The sequence below is a fragment of the Clostridium sp. CAG:221 genome (assembly GCA_000435835.1).
GTDB lineage: Bacteria > Bacillota > Clostridia > Clostridiales > Clostridiaceae > Clostridium.
This window is the reverse complement of sequence record FR883362.1, coordinates 1-15,769: the sequence shown is the minus strand read 5'-3', so window position 1 is coordinate 15,769 and position 15,769 is coordinate 1. Positions and strand designations below refer to the sequence as shown.

Annotated in this window: 17 protein-coding genes, 1 pseudogene and 1 other annotated feature; all 18 genes and pseudogenes read left to right on the top strand. The window is 30.0% G+C overall.

Translation table 11 applies throughout. The features are described from left to right. Nucleotides 1–56 precede the first annotated feature (56 nt). Entirely contained in the window at nt 57–935 is an 879-nt protein-coding gene (locus tag Q5O44_RS01470; protein ID WP_022166608.1) for a YegS/Rv2252/BmrU family lipid kinase, read from the top strand. 69 nt (nt 936–1,004) lie between these two features. Further along, complete coding sequence (locus tag Q5O44_RS01465; RefSeq protein ID WP_022166607.1) at nt 1,005–1,646, top strand: hypothetical protein; 642 nt, start codon at nt 1,005–1,007, stop codon at nt 1,644–1,646. Between the two features lie 260 nt (nt 1,647–1,906). Beyond that, on the top strand, nt 1,907–3,160 hold the full coding sequence (locus Q5O44_RS01460) for a magnesium transporter (protein ID WP_022166606.1): 1,254 nt from the start codon (nt 1,907–1,909) through the stop codon (nt 3,158–3,160). Nucleotides 3,161–3,223: 63 nt separating this feature from the next. Beyond that, nucleotides 3,224–3,465: a binding site (T-box leader), on the top strand. Between the two features lie 42 nt (nt 3,466–3,507). After that, the gene (gene cysK, locus Q5O44_RS01455; RefSeq protein ID WP_022166605.1) at nt 3,508–4,428 is read left to right on the top strand and encodes a cysteine synthase A; all 921 of its coding nucleotides are present in this window, start codon (nt 3,508–3,510) and stop codon (nt 4,426–4,428) included. Between the two features lie 32 nt (nt 4,429–4,460). Continuing rightward, nucleotides 4,461–5,051 carry a serine O-acetyltransferase EpsC gene (epsC, locus tag Q5O44_RS01450; RefSeq protein WP_022166604.1) on the top strand — a complete coding sequence of 197 codons (591 nt, stop codon included), beginning with the start codon at nt 4,461–4,463 and terminating at the stop codon, nt 5,049–5,051. Between the two features lies 1 nt (nt 5,052). Beyond that, nucleotides 5,053–6,039 carry a tRNA epoxyqueuosine(34) reductase QueG gene (queG, locus tag Q5O44_RS01445; protein ID WP_022166603.1) on the top strand — a complete coding sequence of 329 codons (987 nt, stop codon included), beginning with the start codon at nt 5,053–5,055 and terminating at the stop codon, nt 6,037–6,039. A gap of 15 nt (nt 6,040–6,054) precedes the next feature. Next, nucleotides 6,055–6,756: a lysophospholipid acyltransferase family protein gene (locus tag Q5O44_RS01440; protein ID WP_022166602.1), complete on the top strand. Its 702-nt coding sequence runs from the start codon at nt 6,055–6,057 to the stop codon at nt 6,754–6,756. 12 nt (nt 6,757–6,768) lie between these two features. Continuing rightward, nucleotides 6,769–7,410: an endonuclease III gene (gene nth / locus Q5O44_RS01435; protein WP_022166601.1), complete on the top strand. Its 642-nt coding sequence runs from the start codon at nt 6,769–6,771 to the stop codon at nt 7,408–7,410. Between the two features lie 287 nt (nt 7,411–7,697). Continuing rightward, nucleotides 7,698–8,609: a D-alanine--D-alanine ligase gene (locus Q5O44_RS01430; RefSeq protein WP_022166600.1), complete on the top strand. Its 912-nt coding sequence runs from the start codon at nt 7,698–7,700 to the stop codon at nt 8,607–8,609. Nucleotides 8,610–8,829: 220 nt separating this feature from the next. Continuing rightward, nucleotides 8,830–9,771, top strand: a complete 942-nt coding sequence (locus Q5O44_RS01425; protein WP_022166599.1) for a glycoside hydrolase family 25 protein — start codon at nt 8,830–8,832, stop codon at nt 9,769–9,771. 221 nt (nt 9,772–9,992) lie between these two features. Further along, on the top strand, nt 9,993–11,549 hold the full coding sequence (locus Q5O44_RS01420; protein WP_022166598.1) for a VanW family protein: 1,557 nt from the start codon (nt 9,993–9,995) through the stop codon (nt 11,547–11,549). A gap of 223 nt (nt 11,550–11,772) precedes the next feature. Next, the gene (locus tag Q5O44_RS01415; protein WP_022166597.1) at nt 11,773–12,234 is read left to right on the top strand and encodes a tRNA (cytidine(34)-2'-O)-methyltransferase; all 462 of its coding nucleotides are present in this window, start codon (nt 11,773–11,775) and stop codon (nt 12,232–12,234) included. A gap of 18 nt (nt 12,235–12,252) precedes the next feature. After that, a complete protein-coding gene (locus Q5O44_RS01410) occupies nt 12,253–13,089 on the top strand; it encodes a DegV family protein (protein WP_022166596.1) in 837 nt (278 codons plus the stop codon). A gap of 68 nt (nt 13,090–13,157) precedes the next feature. After that, nucleotides 13,158–13,475 (top strand): RNA polymerase sigma 54 subunit RpoN/SigL, encoded by a 318-nt coding sequence (locus Q5O44_RS01405; protein WP_022166595.1) that lies wholly within the window; start codon nt 13,158–13,160, stop codon nt 13,473–13,475. A 19-nt stretch (nt 13,476–13,494) separates the two neighbouring features. Beyond that, a pseudogene (locus Q5O44_RS15195) lies at nt 13,495–13,548 on the top strand (hypothetical protein); the annotation flags it as partial. 18 nt (nt 13,549–13,566) lie between these two features. Beyond that, entirely contained in the window at nt 13,567–14,157 is a 591-nt protein-coding gene (locus Q5O44_RS01400) for an RNA polymerase sigma-54 factor (protein WP_022166594.1), read from the top strand. 108 nt (nt 14,158–14,265) lie between these two features. Then, a complete protein-coding gene (locus Q5O44_RS01395) occupies nt 14,266–15,300 on the top strand; it encodes a sugar-binding transcriptional regulator (RefSeq protein WP_022166593.1) in 1,035 nt (344 codons plus the stop codon). A 59-nt stretch (nt 15,301–15,359) separates the two neighbouring features. After that, nucleotides 15,360–15,769: glyceraldehyde 3-phosphate dehydrogenase NAD-binding domain-containing protein (locus tag Q5O44_RS01390; RefSeq protein ID WP_302637105.1), on the top strand; the 410-nt coding region annotated here is incomplete at its 3' end.

Genomic DNA, 15,769 nt, shown 5'->3' with positions numbered 1-15,769 from the left:
CAAGTATAGAAATCATGATATAATTTAAAAATAATGGTAGTAGGAGAGATAGTGTTATGAAAGTAAAGTTTATTTATAATCCATATTCAGGTGAAAATCTTATATTATCAAAATTAGACAAGGTTATAAGTCTTCATCAAGAAGCTGGATATACTATAGTTCCATATAGAATTACAGCTGGAGAAGATGTAGGTGTGGCCTTAAATGATATAAAGGATGGAAATTACAAATACATATTAATAGCTGGTGGAGATGGTACTGTTGATTCAGTTGTAAATGCTATGGCAAAAAGTGGCATATCATTACCCATAGGTATATTACCGGTTGGAACAGCTAATGACTTTTCTAAGTTTTTAGGTATGCCTTCTGATGTAGAAGAAGCCTGCAAACAGATTTTATCTTCAGAAGTTAAATCAGTAGATTTAGGGAGCATTAATGATAAGTATTTTGTAAATGTTGCTAGTACAGGACTATTTACTGATGTTTCTCAAAAAACAGATGTGAATTTAAAAAATACTATAGGTAAATTGGCATATTATTTAAAGGGATTAGAAGAATTGCCTAATTTTAGAAAGCTTCATGTAAATATTCTATCAAAGGAAGTGGAATTTGATGGAGAAATGTATTTATTATTGGTCTTCAATGGAGCTACAGCTGGAAACTTTAACCTAGCTACTAGAGCAGATGCTTGTGATGGATTATTAGATATTATTATGTTTAAGGCAGTACAGATATACGAGCTTTTACCTTTATTTATTAAAGTTCTTAAAGGAGAACATTTAGATTCAAATAAAGTTTTATATTTCAAGACAGATTACTTAAAGGTTGAATGTCATGAAGATATAGTTACTGATATTGATGGTGAAAAGGGACCAGATTTCCCATTAGAAATTAAGTGTATAAAAGGTGGATTGAAAATTTTAGGTGCTAAGTAATTATATGTAGAATAAAATATAAAAAAAAATAATAGTTATAAATAACAGTAATTATGGAAGGGAATAAATGTGAAGGTTTTTTATTATTTATGTCTTTTGTTATTTATAATTACTATAATATTTTATTTAATTATGAAAGCAAGAAAAAGATGTCCAGTTAAGATTAGGAAATACTATATTATTACCTTAATAATTTTATTAGTGAGAAACGTTACGTTACTATTGTTATCTTTAATTGAAAATCAGGAGATAATGTATTTTTTAAAGCCAATGTCAATGATGGATATTATAGCAATTCCATTATTGGCTATGGGAGCATTGTATATTTTTTTAAGAAATGAAAGTATAAGGTTTGATTATCATTTTATTTTTATGATATCAATGATAGGGGTATATTGCTTGTTAATTTCTTTTTATAGATTGAAGAGCCATATAGATACTGAATTTGGCTATGTAGTGATTTTTAAAGATACAATAATTCCAAGCCTTATATATTTGATTGTTATGGCTATGGTTACAGTGATATCTTTAATAAATATAGATAAGCCATACAGTAATACTTTAGGTATGAAACTTTTGACTTTTTCAACGGTAGTGTTTGTTATAGAATATATATTATTTTTAGGGGGAATAAAAATATTTCCGTATCCTTTTATTGGTGAAATTAGCGTATTGATAGTGGTGCTGCAATCTATAGACACCTTTAAATAGTTAAGCTATCATGAATAATTTTTCATAAGTAAAGAGGAAAAAATAGTTGCCTTTTAAAACTAGTGTAATATAATATAAGTATAAGAAAATGCCCTGTTATGGGCTTTTTTGATGTGTATAAAACTGAATTTTTAAATAATGGTGGTGAATTTAAATGGAGGGTGTCCCTCAGAGGAATAATTTTAAAAAATTGAATATAGATTATTAGAGGGAATGCTATTTATTAAATAAGCTCCTCTGATAATATAGGAGGAAGCTTTATGAAGAAACTGTCAGTATTTTTATTTACAAATATTTTAGGTAAAAAAATATATGATGAATTTGATGATGTTTTAGGTGAGTTAAAGGATATCTACGTAACTACAGATGAAGGATATCCAAGAGTAATAGGCTATAAAGTTAAGAAGGATGGATCTACTTTTCACTATGAATTTAGAAGCATTAATTTTTATTCTTCTGATAATAAGGTGAAGATACTTACAAGAGGAAGTAAAGAAATTCTACCTAGAACGTATTCGTATTTATTATCTGAAAATTTATTAGATAAGAAAATAGTAGATATAAATGGAAAGCAAGTTGTAAGAGTTGATGATTTAAGACTTGCTGAAATTGCAGGAGAATATAGAGTAATAGCTGTTGAAACAGGACCATTAGCTAAATTTAGAAGAATGGGATGCCAAGGTATAGGGAAATTTATTTATAAAGTTATCAATAAAGATTACGAAGATAGAGTCCTTATGTGGGATGATGTTGAGTCATTGGAAATGATAAATAATAATTTAAAGATATCAGTTCCTTACAAGAAGTTATCAACGCTACATCCAGCAGATTTAGCAGATATTTTAGAAGAGCTTGATGATAGTTCAAGAAAGCTTGTATTTGAATCATTGGATGAAGATCTTGCAGCAGATACCTTAGAGGAAATCGAGCCAGAATATAAAGGGAGCATAATCAAAGAGCTTAGTGAAGAAAAGGCGGCAGAAGTTCTTGAAAATATGCCTAATGATGAAATAGCAGATATCTTAGATGATTTAAATGATGATGAAAGAGAAAAGATATTAGTTAATCTGGAAAGCGAGGATGCTAAGGAAGTTAAGGAACTTTTACAATATGAAGATGAAACTGTAGGAAGTATTATGAGTAAAGATTTTATATCTTTCAATTTAGATATAACTATAGGTGAAATAATAGAAATATTAAGAGAAACAGAATATGAAGATGATGAATTTAATAGCATATTCATCAAAGGTGAAAAAGAAGAAGTCATAGGAGTTGTCTCATTAAAGGACTTAATTTTAAATAAGCCTGATGTGAAGGTTAAAGAAATTATGAATGAAAAGACTAATTCGCTAAGATATGACTTAGATATAGATGAAGCCATAGAAAAATGTGCAAAATATGATTTAATGTCCATACCGGTGGTAGATGAAAATGAAATGCTTATAGGTGTTGTAAATACTCATGATTTAATTGATGAGATATTATACCCTATTTGGAAGAGAAAAAATAAATAGATTTCATTGACATTTAAAAGTAAAATCATATAATAATATATAAAGGATAGTTAAATAGTCGGAATTAAAACGATGAAGAAGGAAAGTAATATAAATGATGGTTTAAGAGAGAAGAGGATGGTGTAATCTCTTCACCTATATTTTATATGAAGTGCACTTTGGAGTTTAAATCTGAAATAACAGTAAGATTCTACGGGAATCGCCCGTTATAGCGAAAGGGTATTATCTGTACCTGTATTTGAGTTGGGATTTATTGATTTAAAATCCAATTAGAGTGGAACCGCGAGTATTAATTCGTCTCTAAATTTTAGAGACGAATTTTTTTATATATTAAAGGAGGAAATGGTATGATTTATAACAATGTTTTGGAACTAATAGGAAAGACACCAGTGCTAAAATTAAATAATTTCAATTTAGAAAATGCAGCGGAAGTATTTGTGAAATTAGAAAAGTATAATCCAGGTGGAAGTGTTAAAGATAGAGCAGCACTTGGAATGATTGAAGCAGCAGAGAGAGATGGGTTATTAAAAGAAGGATCAGTAATAGTGGAGCCTACAAGTGGTAATACAGGTATAGCACTAGCTATGATTGGTAAGTTAAAGGGATACAAGGTAATAATCGTTATGCCAGATACAATGAGCAAGGAAAGAAGAGATTTAATAACTGCTTATGGTGCTGAATTAGTGCTTACTGAAGGTATAAAGGGAATGAAGGGTGCCATTGAAAAAGCAGAAGAAATGGTAGAAAAACACGGATACTTTATGCCACAGCAATTTGAGAATTTTGCTAATTCATTAAAGCATTATGAAACAACAGCAAATGAAATATATGAAGATATAAAGGATTTAGATGTATTTGTAGCAGGTGTAGGAACAGGCGGAACTGTATCTGGTATAGCAAAGAGATTAAAAGAATTAAATCCTAATGTGAAAGTAGTGGCAGTAGAACCAAAAAGTTCACCGGTTATATCAGGAGGGAATCCAGGAGCACATAAAATACAGGGTATTGGAGCAGGCTTTATACCAGGGATTTATGAAGGAAAATATGTTGATGAAGTAATGACTGTGGATGATAATGATGCCATAAGGACTGCTGTAGAATTTGCAGAAAAAGAAAGTGTATTAATTGGTATATCATCTGGAGCTGCAGTATATGCAGCTATTGAAATAGCTAAAACAATAGGTGCAGGTAAAAAGGTACTAGCTATTGCACCAGATGGAGGAGAAAAATATATATCAATGGGAATATACGGGGAAATGATAAAATAAGCAGCATAAACTTCTAAAAAGGAGAAGAAGAAATGTTTGATAATTTAAAGTATGATTTAAGCAGGATTATGGAAAATGATCCTGCTGCCAGAAGTAAGATAGAAGTTTTTTTAGTATATCCTTCAGTTCATGCATTAATTGCTTATAGAATTGCACATTTTTTATATAATAAAAAAATATTTTTACTGGCTAGAATAATATCTCAGCTAGCAAGATTCTTTACAGGAATTGAAATACATCCTGGAGCAACTATTGGAAAAGGTCTTTTTATAGATCATGGAATGGGTGTTGTTATTGGAGAAACTACAGAAATTGGTGATGATGTAACTTTATATCATGGAGTTACCTTAGGTGGTACTGGTAAAGATAAAGGTAAAAGACATCCAACTGTAGGAAATAAAGTTGTAATAGGTGCAGGAGCGAAGGTACTAGGGCCTATCAATATAGGAGATAATAGTAAGATAGGCTCTAACTCGGTGGTTTTAAAAGATGTTCCATCAGGCGCTACTGCGGTAGGTATTCCAGCTAGAAATATTGTAAGAGTTAGTGAAAATCATGCAATTATAGATATATGCCAAGGGCAGGGAATAAAAAGAAAAATATACAATGATATGGTGATTTGACATGATAAAGGATAAAATTATAGAATACTGCAATTCTTTAGGATTAGATACAATTGGCTTTATACCATGCAGGAAATTTGAAGAATTGGTAGAATTTTATAAATATAGGAAAGAAAATAATTTAGAAAATGAATTTGAAGAAAAGGAAATTGAAAAGAGGATAAATCCTAGAATTTATATGAAAGATGGGAAAACTATAATATCTATAGCTTTCCCTTATTATCATGAAGATAGCTGTGAAAAGCATAATGGTTTTTCTATCTACACTAAAAGAGGAGACTATCATAGAGTAGTGAAAGGATATTTAGATAAAATATGTAATTACTTAAACTCTTTAGGATGGGAAGCAGCATCTTTTGTGGATAGTAATTATTTGCCAGAAAGATATATAGCATACTTAGCAGGTATAGGATTTATTGGTAGAAATAATATGATAATCACTGAGAAATATGGTTCATATGTGTTTTTAGGGGAAATAATAACTAATGCCCCAATAGAATGCAATGAAGTTAGAAGCATTCAAGATATATTGAAATTTGATGAATGTAATCAGTGTGATATATGCATAAAAGAATGCCCTACAAAGTCTATAAATAAGAGTAGGGTTAATCCTAATATATGTCTTTCATACATTACTCAAAAAAAAGATATAAATGATAAAGAAATTAAACTTTTAAAAGGTAATGTATTTGGCTGTGATTTTTGTCAGCTTAAATGTCCATACAACCAATCTGTAAGGATTAATGTCTTAGAAGAATTTAAGACGTTAGAATATATGAATGATGAAACATATATATATGCCAATATGGATAATAAAGTGTTTAAAGAAAAGATTGCTAAAACTTCTTGTGGGTGGCGTGGGAAGAACGTCATAAGAAGGAATGCAATAATTAAGATGCATAATGAAAATTATGATATTGAAGAGTTTAAGGGTGAATCTCCATATATAAATAATTATATTGAGATGTTAAAAGAGAAGAAAAAATAATGGGAGGTGGCTTTTTTGTTATCTAGTAGTTTTATAAAATTAATGGAAGTATTACCTAAACCACTAGTGATGAAGTTAGCTAAAATGAAAGTTAATGGTTATATGAGGAAGTATGCAAAAATAAATGTTAAAGGATTAGAAAATATAGATAAGATATCAGGGCCAAAGATATTTGTATGTAATCATTTGAGTAACTCAGATGGATTAGTTTTAAATGAGGTTTTAAAAAGGTATGATCCAACTTTTGTGGCGGGGGTAAAACTTAGCAATAATCCAATTACAAGTATTGGTTCAATGGTAGTAAAGAAGATATCCATAAATCCAAATACTGTAGATAAGGATGCTATTATTAAAATGGTGGATATACTGAAGAGTGGTAATAATTTAATGATTTTTCCAGAAGGAACAAGAAGTAGACAGGGAAAAATGTTGGAAGGAAAAAAAGGTGTACTGTTGGTAGCAAAGATGAGTAAAGCTACCATAATACCAATTTCAATGTGGGGAACAGAGAAAATGCTTCCTGTAAATAAAGATGATAATATGGCAACAGAAGAGTGGAATTTTTCTGATGTTAATGTAGTTATCAATAAAGCAGTTGAAATTCCGAAAAAAGAGAAAAATGAATTAAAGCACGATTATGATGATAGATGTATGAATATAATTATGAAATCAATAGCAAATAGTCTTCCAAATAAATATAGAGGAGTATATGAATAGGAGGGTTTTAAAATGAAACAAAGGACAAAATTTATTTTAGAAAAGCTTAAGGAAATGTATCCAGATGCAAAATGTGAATTGAATTATGAAACGCCATTTCAATTATTAGTGGCAACAATATTATCAGCACAGACTACTGATAAAAAAGTAAATGAAGTTACTGAGAAGTTGTTTAAGAGATATCCAGATGTAGATGCGTTTCTTACTATGTCTATTAATGAATTAGAGGAGCATATAAAACAAATTGGTTTATATAGAAATAAGGCAAAAAACTTAATGATTATGTGTAATCAGCTTAAAGATAAATACAATGGAGAAGTGCCTGATACCATGGAAGAGCTTGTGACACTGGCTGGTGCAGGAAGAAAGACAGCTAATGTGGTTTTATCAAATGCTTTTAATGTGCCATCAATTGCAGTAGATACACATGTTTTTAGAGTGGCAAATAGGCTTGCTTTAGCAGATTCAGATGATGTTTTGGAAGTTGAAAAACAATTGCAAAAAGAGCTTCCTAAAAAGGAGTGGAGCCTTACACATCATTTACTTATCTTCCACGGTAGAAGATGCTGCACGGCTAGAAATCCTAAATGTGATGAATGTCCATTTACATCTAGATGTAGATATTATAAAGAAAATAAAAAGAAATTAAAGTAAATTAAAAAACTCTATATCTTTGTATAATAGAGTTTTATATTTATGTAAACTTCTAATTAGATATAGATAGTGATATAATTAATTAAGTCGCTTCGCTAGTTAAAATTAACTAGCTTATGAGCGTAGAAATATAAGCGTTTAACTAGTCACTTGTGACGACTTAATTAAGTTCATAAGCGAAGCAACATGAACTGGTTAATTGAATTACGGTCATTTATGGCGACTTAATTAAGTGCATTAGTGAAACGATATGCACTGTTTAACTTTATAGCATGGAGGTAGTTTTGATGAAGGTTGGAGTAATCATGGGGGGGATATCCTCAGAAAGAGAAATTTCTTTAAATAGTGGAAATTCAATTATGGAAAATATAGATAAAAATAAGTATGATGTAGTACCAGTAGTTATTGATGAAAAGGCAGATATAATAAATAAAGTAAAGGACTTGGATTTTGCTCTATTAGCATTACATGGTAAGTTTGGTGAAGATGGAACAGTTCAGTCAGTATTACAGACTTTAGATATACCATATTCAGGATGTGGTCCGTTAAGTTCAGCTTTATGTATGGATAAGGACTTAACCAAGGTAGTTTTAGCAGCTAATGGCATAAGAACTGCAAAATGGCTTAATGTAAAGTCAGTAGAGGAAATAGATTATGAGGCAATAGAAAAAATGGGGTATCCTGTCTTTATAAAGCCAACTAATGGTGGTTCAAGCGTTGCTACTTTTAAGGTATATGATAAGGAAAAAGTACAAGAAGCTGTAGAAGAGGGATTAAAATGGGATACAGAAGTAATGATAGAAGAATTTGTTGATGGTGATGAAATTACTTGTCCGGTATTTGATAATAAGCTTTTCCCGATTATAGCTATCAAGCCAAAAAGCGATTTCTTTGATTACACACAAAAATATTCAGCTGGCGGAGCAGATGAAGTGATTGTAGAGCTTGAAGAAAATTTACACAAAGAAGTTGAAGTAATGGCATTAAAGACTTATAAAGCACTTAAGTGTGAAGTTTATTCTAGAATAGATATGATAGTTAACAAGGAAGGAATCCCTTATATATTAGAGGTGAATACACTTCCAGGAATGACAGCTGCAAGTCTTTTCCCTAAGAGTGCAAAAGGACAAGGATATAGCTATTCAGAGTTCTTAGATTTGATAATAGAAACATCTTTAAAGGTAAATAGAGCAGTTTAGAATGTTAAGATGTTAAGAAAGTTAAAAAGTTAAGGAAGTAGTTACAGTAAATAGTGTAACTGCTTTTTTGTTAAAACAGTATAGGTAGAGGATGGTTTTAAATTCCGTAATAATTGTTCTATGATTAGTAAGAAAAAAAGATTTTTATTTCCAATTAGGAAACTATTTCGAAAAATATTAATAAGCTATAAAGTAAGGAATTTTTATGTGCGGAGGAACTATGCAAAATAGAACTGACAAAAGTCTTTTTGGTATAGATATAAATGAGTATACTCAGGGAGTGGATTTTTCAGTTTTGGCAAGTACTGTAGATTTTTTATATCTAAGATCATCAGGATCAGCTTCAGGAAGATTTAGAACCGATAAAAAATTCATTGATTTTGCTTCCAAGGCAAGAAATTATGGTATTCCTGTAGGAGCATATCATTTTGCAGTGCCTAGCTATGATTTGAACACAGCTGATGCTCAATGTGATGGTTTTATTGATGTATTGCAGCAAGGGTTTGGTGAAGGTAATTATGGTGATTTATTTCCAGTAGTGGATGTAGAAACACCTACAGATAAGTCTATTTCTACCACAGCTTTGATCAATTGGATTGATAGATTTAGGAAAAGGTTTGAAAAGGCCACTAGAAGAAGGCTTATGCTTTATACAGGAGTGTTTTTTGTACAGTTGTATAATAATTTTTATATTGAAGGCAGAGGGTATCCTTTAAAAAATATGCCTCTTTGGATAGCTTTATATACTTCTATACCTGGAAATCCACAAATACCACCAGATGTAGGAGGGTGGACTAGATGGAGAATATGGCAATATAGTGAAAGTGCAACAGTGGCAGGAGTAAGTAATAAAGTTGATGCCAATTGGGGACCTAATAACATAGACTTATTAACACAACCAGATATAGTTAAGGGATTACAGGCAAGCAGAAAAGGTAATGTAATAAATATTAGTTGGAATAAAAATTCAGATATTGATTTACTAGGTTATAATATATTTGCCAATGGCTATTGGATAGGTACAGTAGATGCTAATGATACTAATTTTTCAATTGGCATAAATGAGCTACCGTTCACAGCAAAAGGTAGTATTAATATATCTATAGAAGCATTTGATCAAGATGGTGAGGTTTCTCCTAAAAGAGCCACTGTGAAAGTTTAATATGTAATAAAAACCATCTGCTTCAGGTGGTTTTTATTATGCGTTAAGTATTAGGTAATAATTAAAATTATAATATCTTTTCTTCATGCTGAATTTGCGCAATATTATGGAAAGTTTTCATTCTTGTTTTAGATAAAATAATATAATATAATATTAAAAGTACTATAAAAAATACACTTTTATAGTGCTTTTAATATCGAAGAATGGGGGAGGTATATTGTTTGCAAGAGAATAATATAGAATCTAAAGAGCAAAGTAAATTTAGTGAATTTATAACTGATAAAAAGAAAATTATAATTTGTACTGCTTCCGTATTAGTAATAGTTTTAGCAGCAACTATGGGTTATATGTTTAGTGTAAAAGATAAAGTTGCTTCTTGGAATAATAAGATTTATTCAGGTATAAGTATTTATGGTGTAGATTTATCAGGACAAACAGCTGAAGAAGCTAAAACTACTTTAGAATCACAATTAATAACTAAAATTAATAATAAAATAATAAATGTTAATGTAGGAGAACAGAATTTCCAATTAAGCTATAATGACATAAATTCATTGATAGATGTTGATGCAACTGTTGAGGAAGCATTAGCTTATGGAAAAGATGCTAGTTTATTTGAAAAAAATTCAATGATTAAAAAAGGTGTAAATCATGAAATGGAGACAGTATTGGTTTATGATGAAAATAAAATTATTGAATTTGCTAACCATATAAATGATGCAGTAAAGGTTGAACCAATAGATGCTGCTATAAGTATTAGTGCAGGTGCTATTTCAATTACAAATGAAACTATAGGTAAGAAGATAAATGTGGAAGAACTAGTGGACAAAATAAAAGAAAGCATTTCACCAGAGGAGTCTGAAGAAGTTATAGTTGTTGAACTTGAGGATAGTGTACCAAGAGTTACAGCAGCAGAATTACAAAAAATTGATGGAATATTATCAAGTTTTTCTGGTAGTTATGTAAATAGTGCAGCTGGTAGAGTTACTAATATGAAAATAGCTACAAATTCAGTTAATGGAACACTTTTAATGCCAGGTGATGAATTTAGCTACAATAAGGCTATAGGAGAAACTACAGCAGAGAATGGATATCAACAAGCTGGTGCTTATGTTTCAGGTGAAGTAGTACAAGAATATGGTGGAGGAGTATGTCATATTTCTACTACATTATATAGAGCTGTTATGAGAGCTAATTTAAAATCTTCACTAAGATATAACCATTCAATGATGGTAAGTTATGCTGAGCCAAGCTTAGATGCCACTGTTTATGAAGGAGACATAGATTATAGATTTGTTAATACATATGATTTCCCTATATATATTGAAGGGTATATGACTTCAAATAGTATAGTATTTAATATTTACGGAAATAAAGAAGGTTTTGGAACTAATACTTATGATTTAGTAAATGAAGTTATAGAAAAGATAGATTATACTACAGAATATGTTAATGATGCTACACTTGCAGAAGGAAGTAAAGTTACAACTGTAAATGGTATGCCTGGGTATAGATCACAAGCATATTTAGTTACTTATTCAAATGGTGTTGAAGTATCAAGAGAATTTATTTCATCAGATTATTATGCACCAATGAATACTGTAGTAAAAGTGGGAACTAAAAAAGCAAATACTACAACAACAGAATCAAATAATAATTCAGCATCAACTGAATCTATAAATAATAACACTAATAATAGCCAAGCTAATGGTGGAAATGAATCTAGTGAAAATAGTGGGAATAACCAAACAAACACTACAGAAAATCAAAATAATTAATTAAGTTTTATTCAAAAGAAGTATAATATTAAATTGTTATGCTTCTTTTTCTTTAGTATTAATATAATAAGGGCTTAAAATATATATGGAATAAATTTAATTAAAATTAACATTCTGTAAAATGCTTTGACTAATAAATAATCATATAGTATTATAAAATTTATAGATATATACATATATTAAAGTAAGAGACTTTCATTTTACTTTTTGGAGGGTGAATTCATTGAATTTAAATATAGTTTTATATAAACCAGAAATACCACAAAATACCGGAAATATCGCTAGAACTTGTGTCTTAACAGATTCTGTTTTGCATTTAATAAAGCCTTTAGGATTTAGTATAGATGATAAGGCTGTTAAAAGGTCTGGATTAGATTACTGGAAAGACTTAAAGCTTGAAGTACACGAATCTTATGAAGATTTTATGGCTAAGTATGGAGATCAAAGAATATTCCTAGCTACAACTCATGGAGGAAAATTCTATAGCGAAGAAAGCTATGAGCCAGGAGATTTTATTATGTTTGGAAGAGAATCAAGTGGAGTTCCAGAAGAAGTACATAACGCTCACAAAGGTATAAGAATACCTATGATAAAGACAAGTACAAGAAGTTTAAATTTATCAAATACAGTGTGTGCAATAGCTTATGAAGCGTTAAGACAAATGGATTTTCCAAATATGAAATAAGAAATGGGGGTACTTTTCATGGAAAAAATAAAAATTATAACAGATAGTACTTTAGATTTACCGGCAGAGCTTATAAGAGAAAAAAACATTGAAGTATTACCGTTGTTAATAAACTTTGGAGAAGAAAGTTATTTAGATGGTGTAGAGATTACTACGAAAGAAATGATTGATAAAATTAATGCTACAGGTGTTTTGCCTACAACAGCTCAAGTAACTCCTAATAGATTTGAAGAAACTTTTAAAAAGTATTTAGATGAGGGATATAAAATTGTAGCATTAACATTATCTTCAGATATGAGTGGAACATATCAATCAGCATGTATAGCAAAAGATATGTTAGAAAGTGATGATATTGTTGTAATTGATTCAAGAAATGTTACATCTGGATTAGGACTATTAGTACTAAAAGCTTGCCAGTTTAGAGATAAGGGATTAGGAATAAAAGAAATTGAAGAAGAAATTCTTAAGGCAATACCTAAGGTTAAAAGCTCATTAAATTTTGAGTCATTAGAAAATCTTGTTAGAGGTGGAAGATTATCAAAAACTGCAGGAACAATTGGTAGTGTGTTAGGATTAAGGCTAATCTTAGAAGTAAAAGATGGTAAAATGTCTGTTAAAGATAAGGTTAGAGGAAGCAAAAAAGCTTTAAAGAAATTAATATCAGATTTTGAAAGCGTTGATGTTGATTTTGATTCACCAATAGTATTATTAGAACTTTTAAATGAAGATGTATATGAAGGATTAAAGATATACTTCCAAGAAAAAAATATAAATTATATAGATGCTAAGGTAGGATGTACAGTTGGTATTCACTCAGGAATTAAACCTTGTGGAATATTCTTCTTTGAAAAATAAAAAAAAGCCAGAAGGCTTTTTTTTATATTTTTTCTGAAAACGTATTCTAAAATTGTTTGGAGGTAAATATGAATTTTGATTTAGATGTAAGTTATAAACAACAGCAAAAGTTAGTTATGACACAGCAGATGAAAATATCAATAAATATATTGCAAGGATTTGATCCAGTAGGAATTGCAGCAAAAGATATAAAGCAGTGTTTAAAACTTCAAGTGAAGGACCTTCAATTTATAAATGAAAAGGAAAGAAAACATATTTATAAGATCATTGATAATTACATTTTAGATGTGGCAGAAGGAAAATTAGAAGAGTTATCTAGCAAGATGAAGATAGAAGAAGATGAGGTTAAGAGGTATATTGATATTATAAAAAAAATTAGAACCTAAGCCTTCAAGAGGTTTTTATATAGGTGATGAAATAAAGTATATAATTCCAGATGCTGAAATTAAAAAGGAAAATGGTCAGTATATAGTACTTATGAATGATGAAATATTACCAAAGATAAGTATAAATAAAGAGTTGATAGAAAGTATTGTATTAAAAGATAAAGAATCCGCAAGTTATATTCAAAAAAATATAATTAAAGCTGAAGTGTTAATAAAAAGTATTGAAGAAAGAAAGAAAACACTTTTGAGGATATTGGAAAAGATATTAATAAAACAAGAAAGTTTTTTTGAAAATGGAGAAAGTTATTTAAAACCTATGACTATAAAAGAAATATCTGAAGAAGTGCATCTTAGCGAATCTACTGTAAGCAGGGCAATAAAAGATAAGTATATAAAGACAAATTACGGAACTTTTAGAATTAAAGATTTATTTAAAATCGTGAAATATATCCATCAATCTGAAGAAAGAGCTGTTGGAGAGACATATGTTAAAAGGCTTATAAAGGAAATTATTGAAAAGGAAGACAAGACAAGCCCTGTATCAGATCAGGAGATAAGTGATAGATTACTAAAAAATACATTGCATATATCTAGAAGAACCGTGGCAAAATATAGAGAACAGATGGGGATTAGCTCTTCCAATAAAAGGAAGAAAAAATTACAAAATAAAAAAAATATATAAAATTTTACTATAAAGGGTTTAAAAATTCTAAAATCTGTTTTATAATAATACGTGCGGGACACAAAAAGTTACAAGTGGGACGCTTTTAGACCAAAAGGAGGGTTAGAAGTGCAGGAAATATTAGCGGTACAGAAGAAGATAGTTCCTGAATTGGTTGATGTCTTAGAAAAAAGATATAATATTCTAAGGACTATATATTTCAACCAGCCAATTGGTAGAAGGGTTTTAGCATCAGAACTTTCACTAGGTGAAAGAATTGTGCGTACTGAGATTAACTTTTTAAAGGAGCAGAACTTAATTGAGATAAATACTCCTGGAATGTCTGTTACTGAAGAAGGAATAAGAGTAGTAGAACAATTAAAAGATTTTATGCACGAGATTAAAGGATTAAATGATGTTGAAAAATTCATTAAGAAATCTTTAGGTGTAAAAGATGTAATAATTGTTCCAGGAGATGTGGAAAGTAATCCGTATGTATTAAAAGAATTAGGAAAAGCAGCTTCTAATTATGTAAAAGATATTATCAAGGATAATAGTATAATAGCTATTACAGGTGGAAGTACAGTTAAAGAATTAGTTGAAGCTTTCCCTAAAATTAATAATGTGTCCAATGTTCTTGTTTTACCTGCAAGAGGAGGAATGGGGAGAAAAGTTGAGAGTCAAGCTAATACTTTGGCAGCTGCATTAGCTAAGAAAGTTAATGGAAATTATAAACTACTTCATATTCCGGAAAATGTCAGTTTAGAAGTTTTAGATGGGCTTTTAAAAGAGAAGCAAATCAAAGAGGTTATAGACTCTATTCGTAAGGCTGATATACTTATATATGGTATAGGAAATGCTATTCATATGGCAGGCAAAAGAGGAGCATCTGAAGAATTTATTGCAGAGCTTAATAGAAATGGTGCTGTAGGTGAAGCGTATGGGTGTTATTTTGATAAAAATTCAAAAGTTGTATCTGAAAATACCACTATTGGTATAAAAATAAATGATGCAAAAAAAATTAATACGCATATTGCTGTAGCAGCTGGAAAAAATAAAGTAGAAGCTATAATAGCAGCTGAAATGAATGACAGTAATGCTGTGATTGTAACTGATGAAGCAGCAGCTACTAAGATAGTGGAACTGATGAAAGCTCAAAATTAAAGTTGTTTTAAAATTTTTATTTTAAATATATTATATTTATTATTTAGGAGGTAATTGTAATGGTAAGAGTTGCAATTAATGGTTTTGGACGTATAGGACGTCTTGCATTTAGACAAATGTTTGGAGCAGAAGGGTATGAAATAGTTGCTATCAACGATTTAACAAGCCCATCAATGTTAGCTCATTTATTAAAATACGATTCAGCACAAGGAAGATACGCTTTATGTGACAAAGTTGTTGCTGGAGAGAATTCTATCACTGTTGATGGAAAAGAAATCAGAATTTACGCTGAAGCTGACGCTTCTAAATTACCATGGGGAGAAATTGGTGTTGACGTAGTATTAGAATGTACTGGATTCTACGTATCAAAAGCTAAATCTCAAGCTCACATTGATGCAGGTGCTAAGAAAGTTGTTATATCAGCTCCAGCTGGAAACGACCTTCCAACAGTTGTATTCAACGTAAACCA

What these genes read in the sequence shown, in the direction of transcription:
- Q5O44_RS01460 (WP_022166606.1), top strand. Translation starts at nt 1,907, where the DNA reads ATGAAGAAACTGTCAGTATTTTTATTTACAAATATTTTAGGTAAAAAA.
- nth (WP_022166601.1), top strand. Translation starts at nt 6,769, where the DNA reads ATGAAACAAAGGACAAAATTTATTTTAGAAAAGCTTAAGGAAATGTAT.
- Q5O44_RS01430 (WP_022166600.1), top strand. Translation starts at nt 7,698, where the DNA reads ATGAAGGTTGGAGTAATCATGGGGGGGATATCCTCAGAAAGAGAAATT.
- Q5O44_RS01405 (WP_022166595.1), top strand. Translation starts at nt 13,158, where the DNA reads ATGAATTTTGATTTAGATGTAAGTTATAAACAACAGCAAAAGTTAGTT.
- epsC (WP_022166604.1), top strand. Translation starts at nt 4,461, where the DNA reads ATGTTTGATAATTTAAAGTATGATTTAAGCAGGATTATGGAAAATGAT.
- cysK (WP_022166605.1), top strand. Translation starts at nt 3,508, where the DNA reads ATGATTTATAACAATGTTTTGGAACTAATAGGAAAGACACCAGTGCTA.
- queG (WP_022166603.1), top strand. Translation starts at nt 5,053, where the DNA reads ATGATAAAGGATAAAATTATAGAATACTGCAATTCTTTAGGATTAGAT.
- Q5O44_RS01425 (WP_022166599.1), top strand. Translation starts at nt 8,830, where the DNA reads ATGCAAAATAGAACTGACAAAAGTCTTTTTGGTATAGATATAAATGAG.
- Q5O44_RS01410 (WP_022166596.1), top strand. Translation starts at nt 12,253, where the DNA reads ATGGAAAAAATAAAAATTATAACAGATAGTACTTTAGATTTACCGGCA.
- Q5O44_RS01400 (WP_022166594.1), top strand. Translation starts at nt 13,567, where the DNA reads ATGAATGATGAAATATTACCAAAGATAAGTATAAATAAAGAGTTGATA.
- Q5O44_RS01470 (WP_022166608.1), top strand. Translation starts at nt 57, where the DNA reads ATGAAAGTAAAGTTTATTTATAATCCATATTCAGGTGAAAATCTTATA.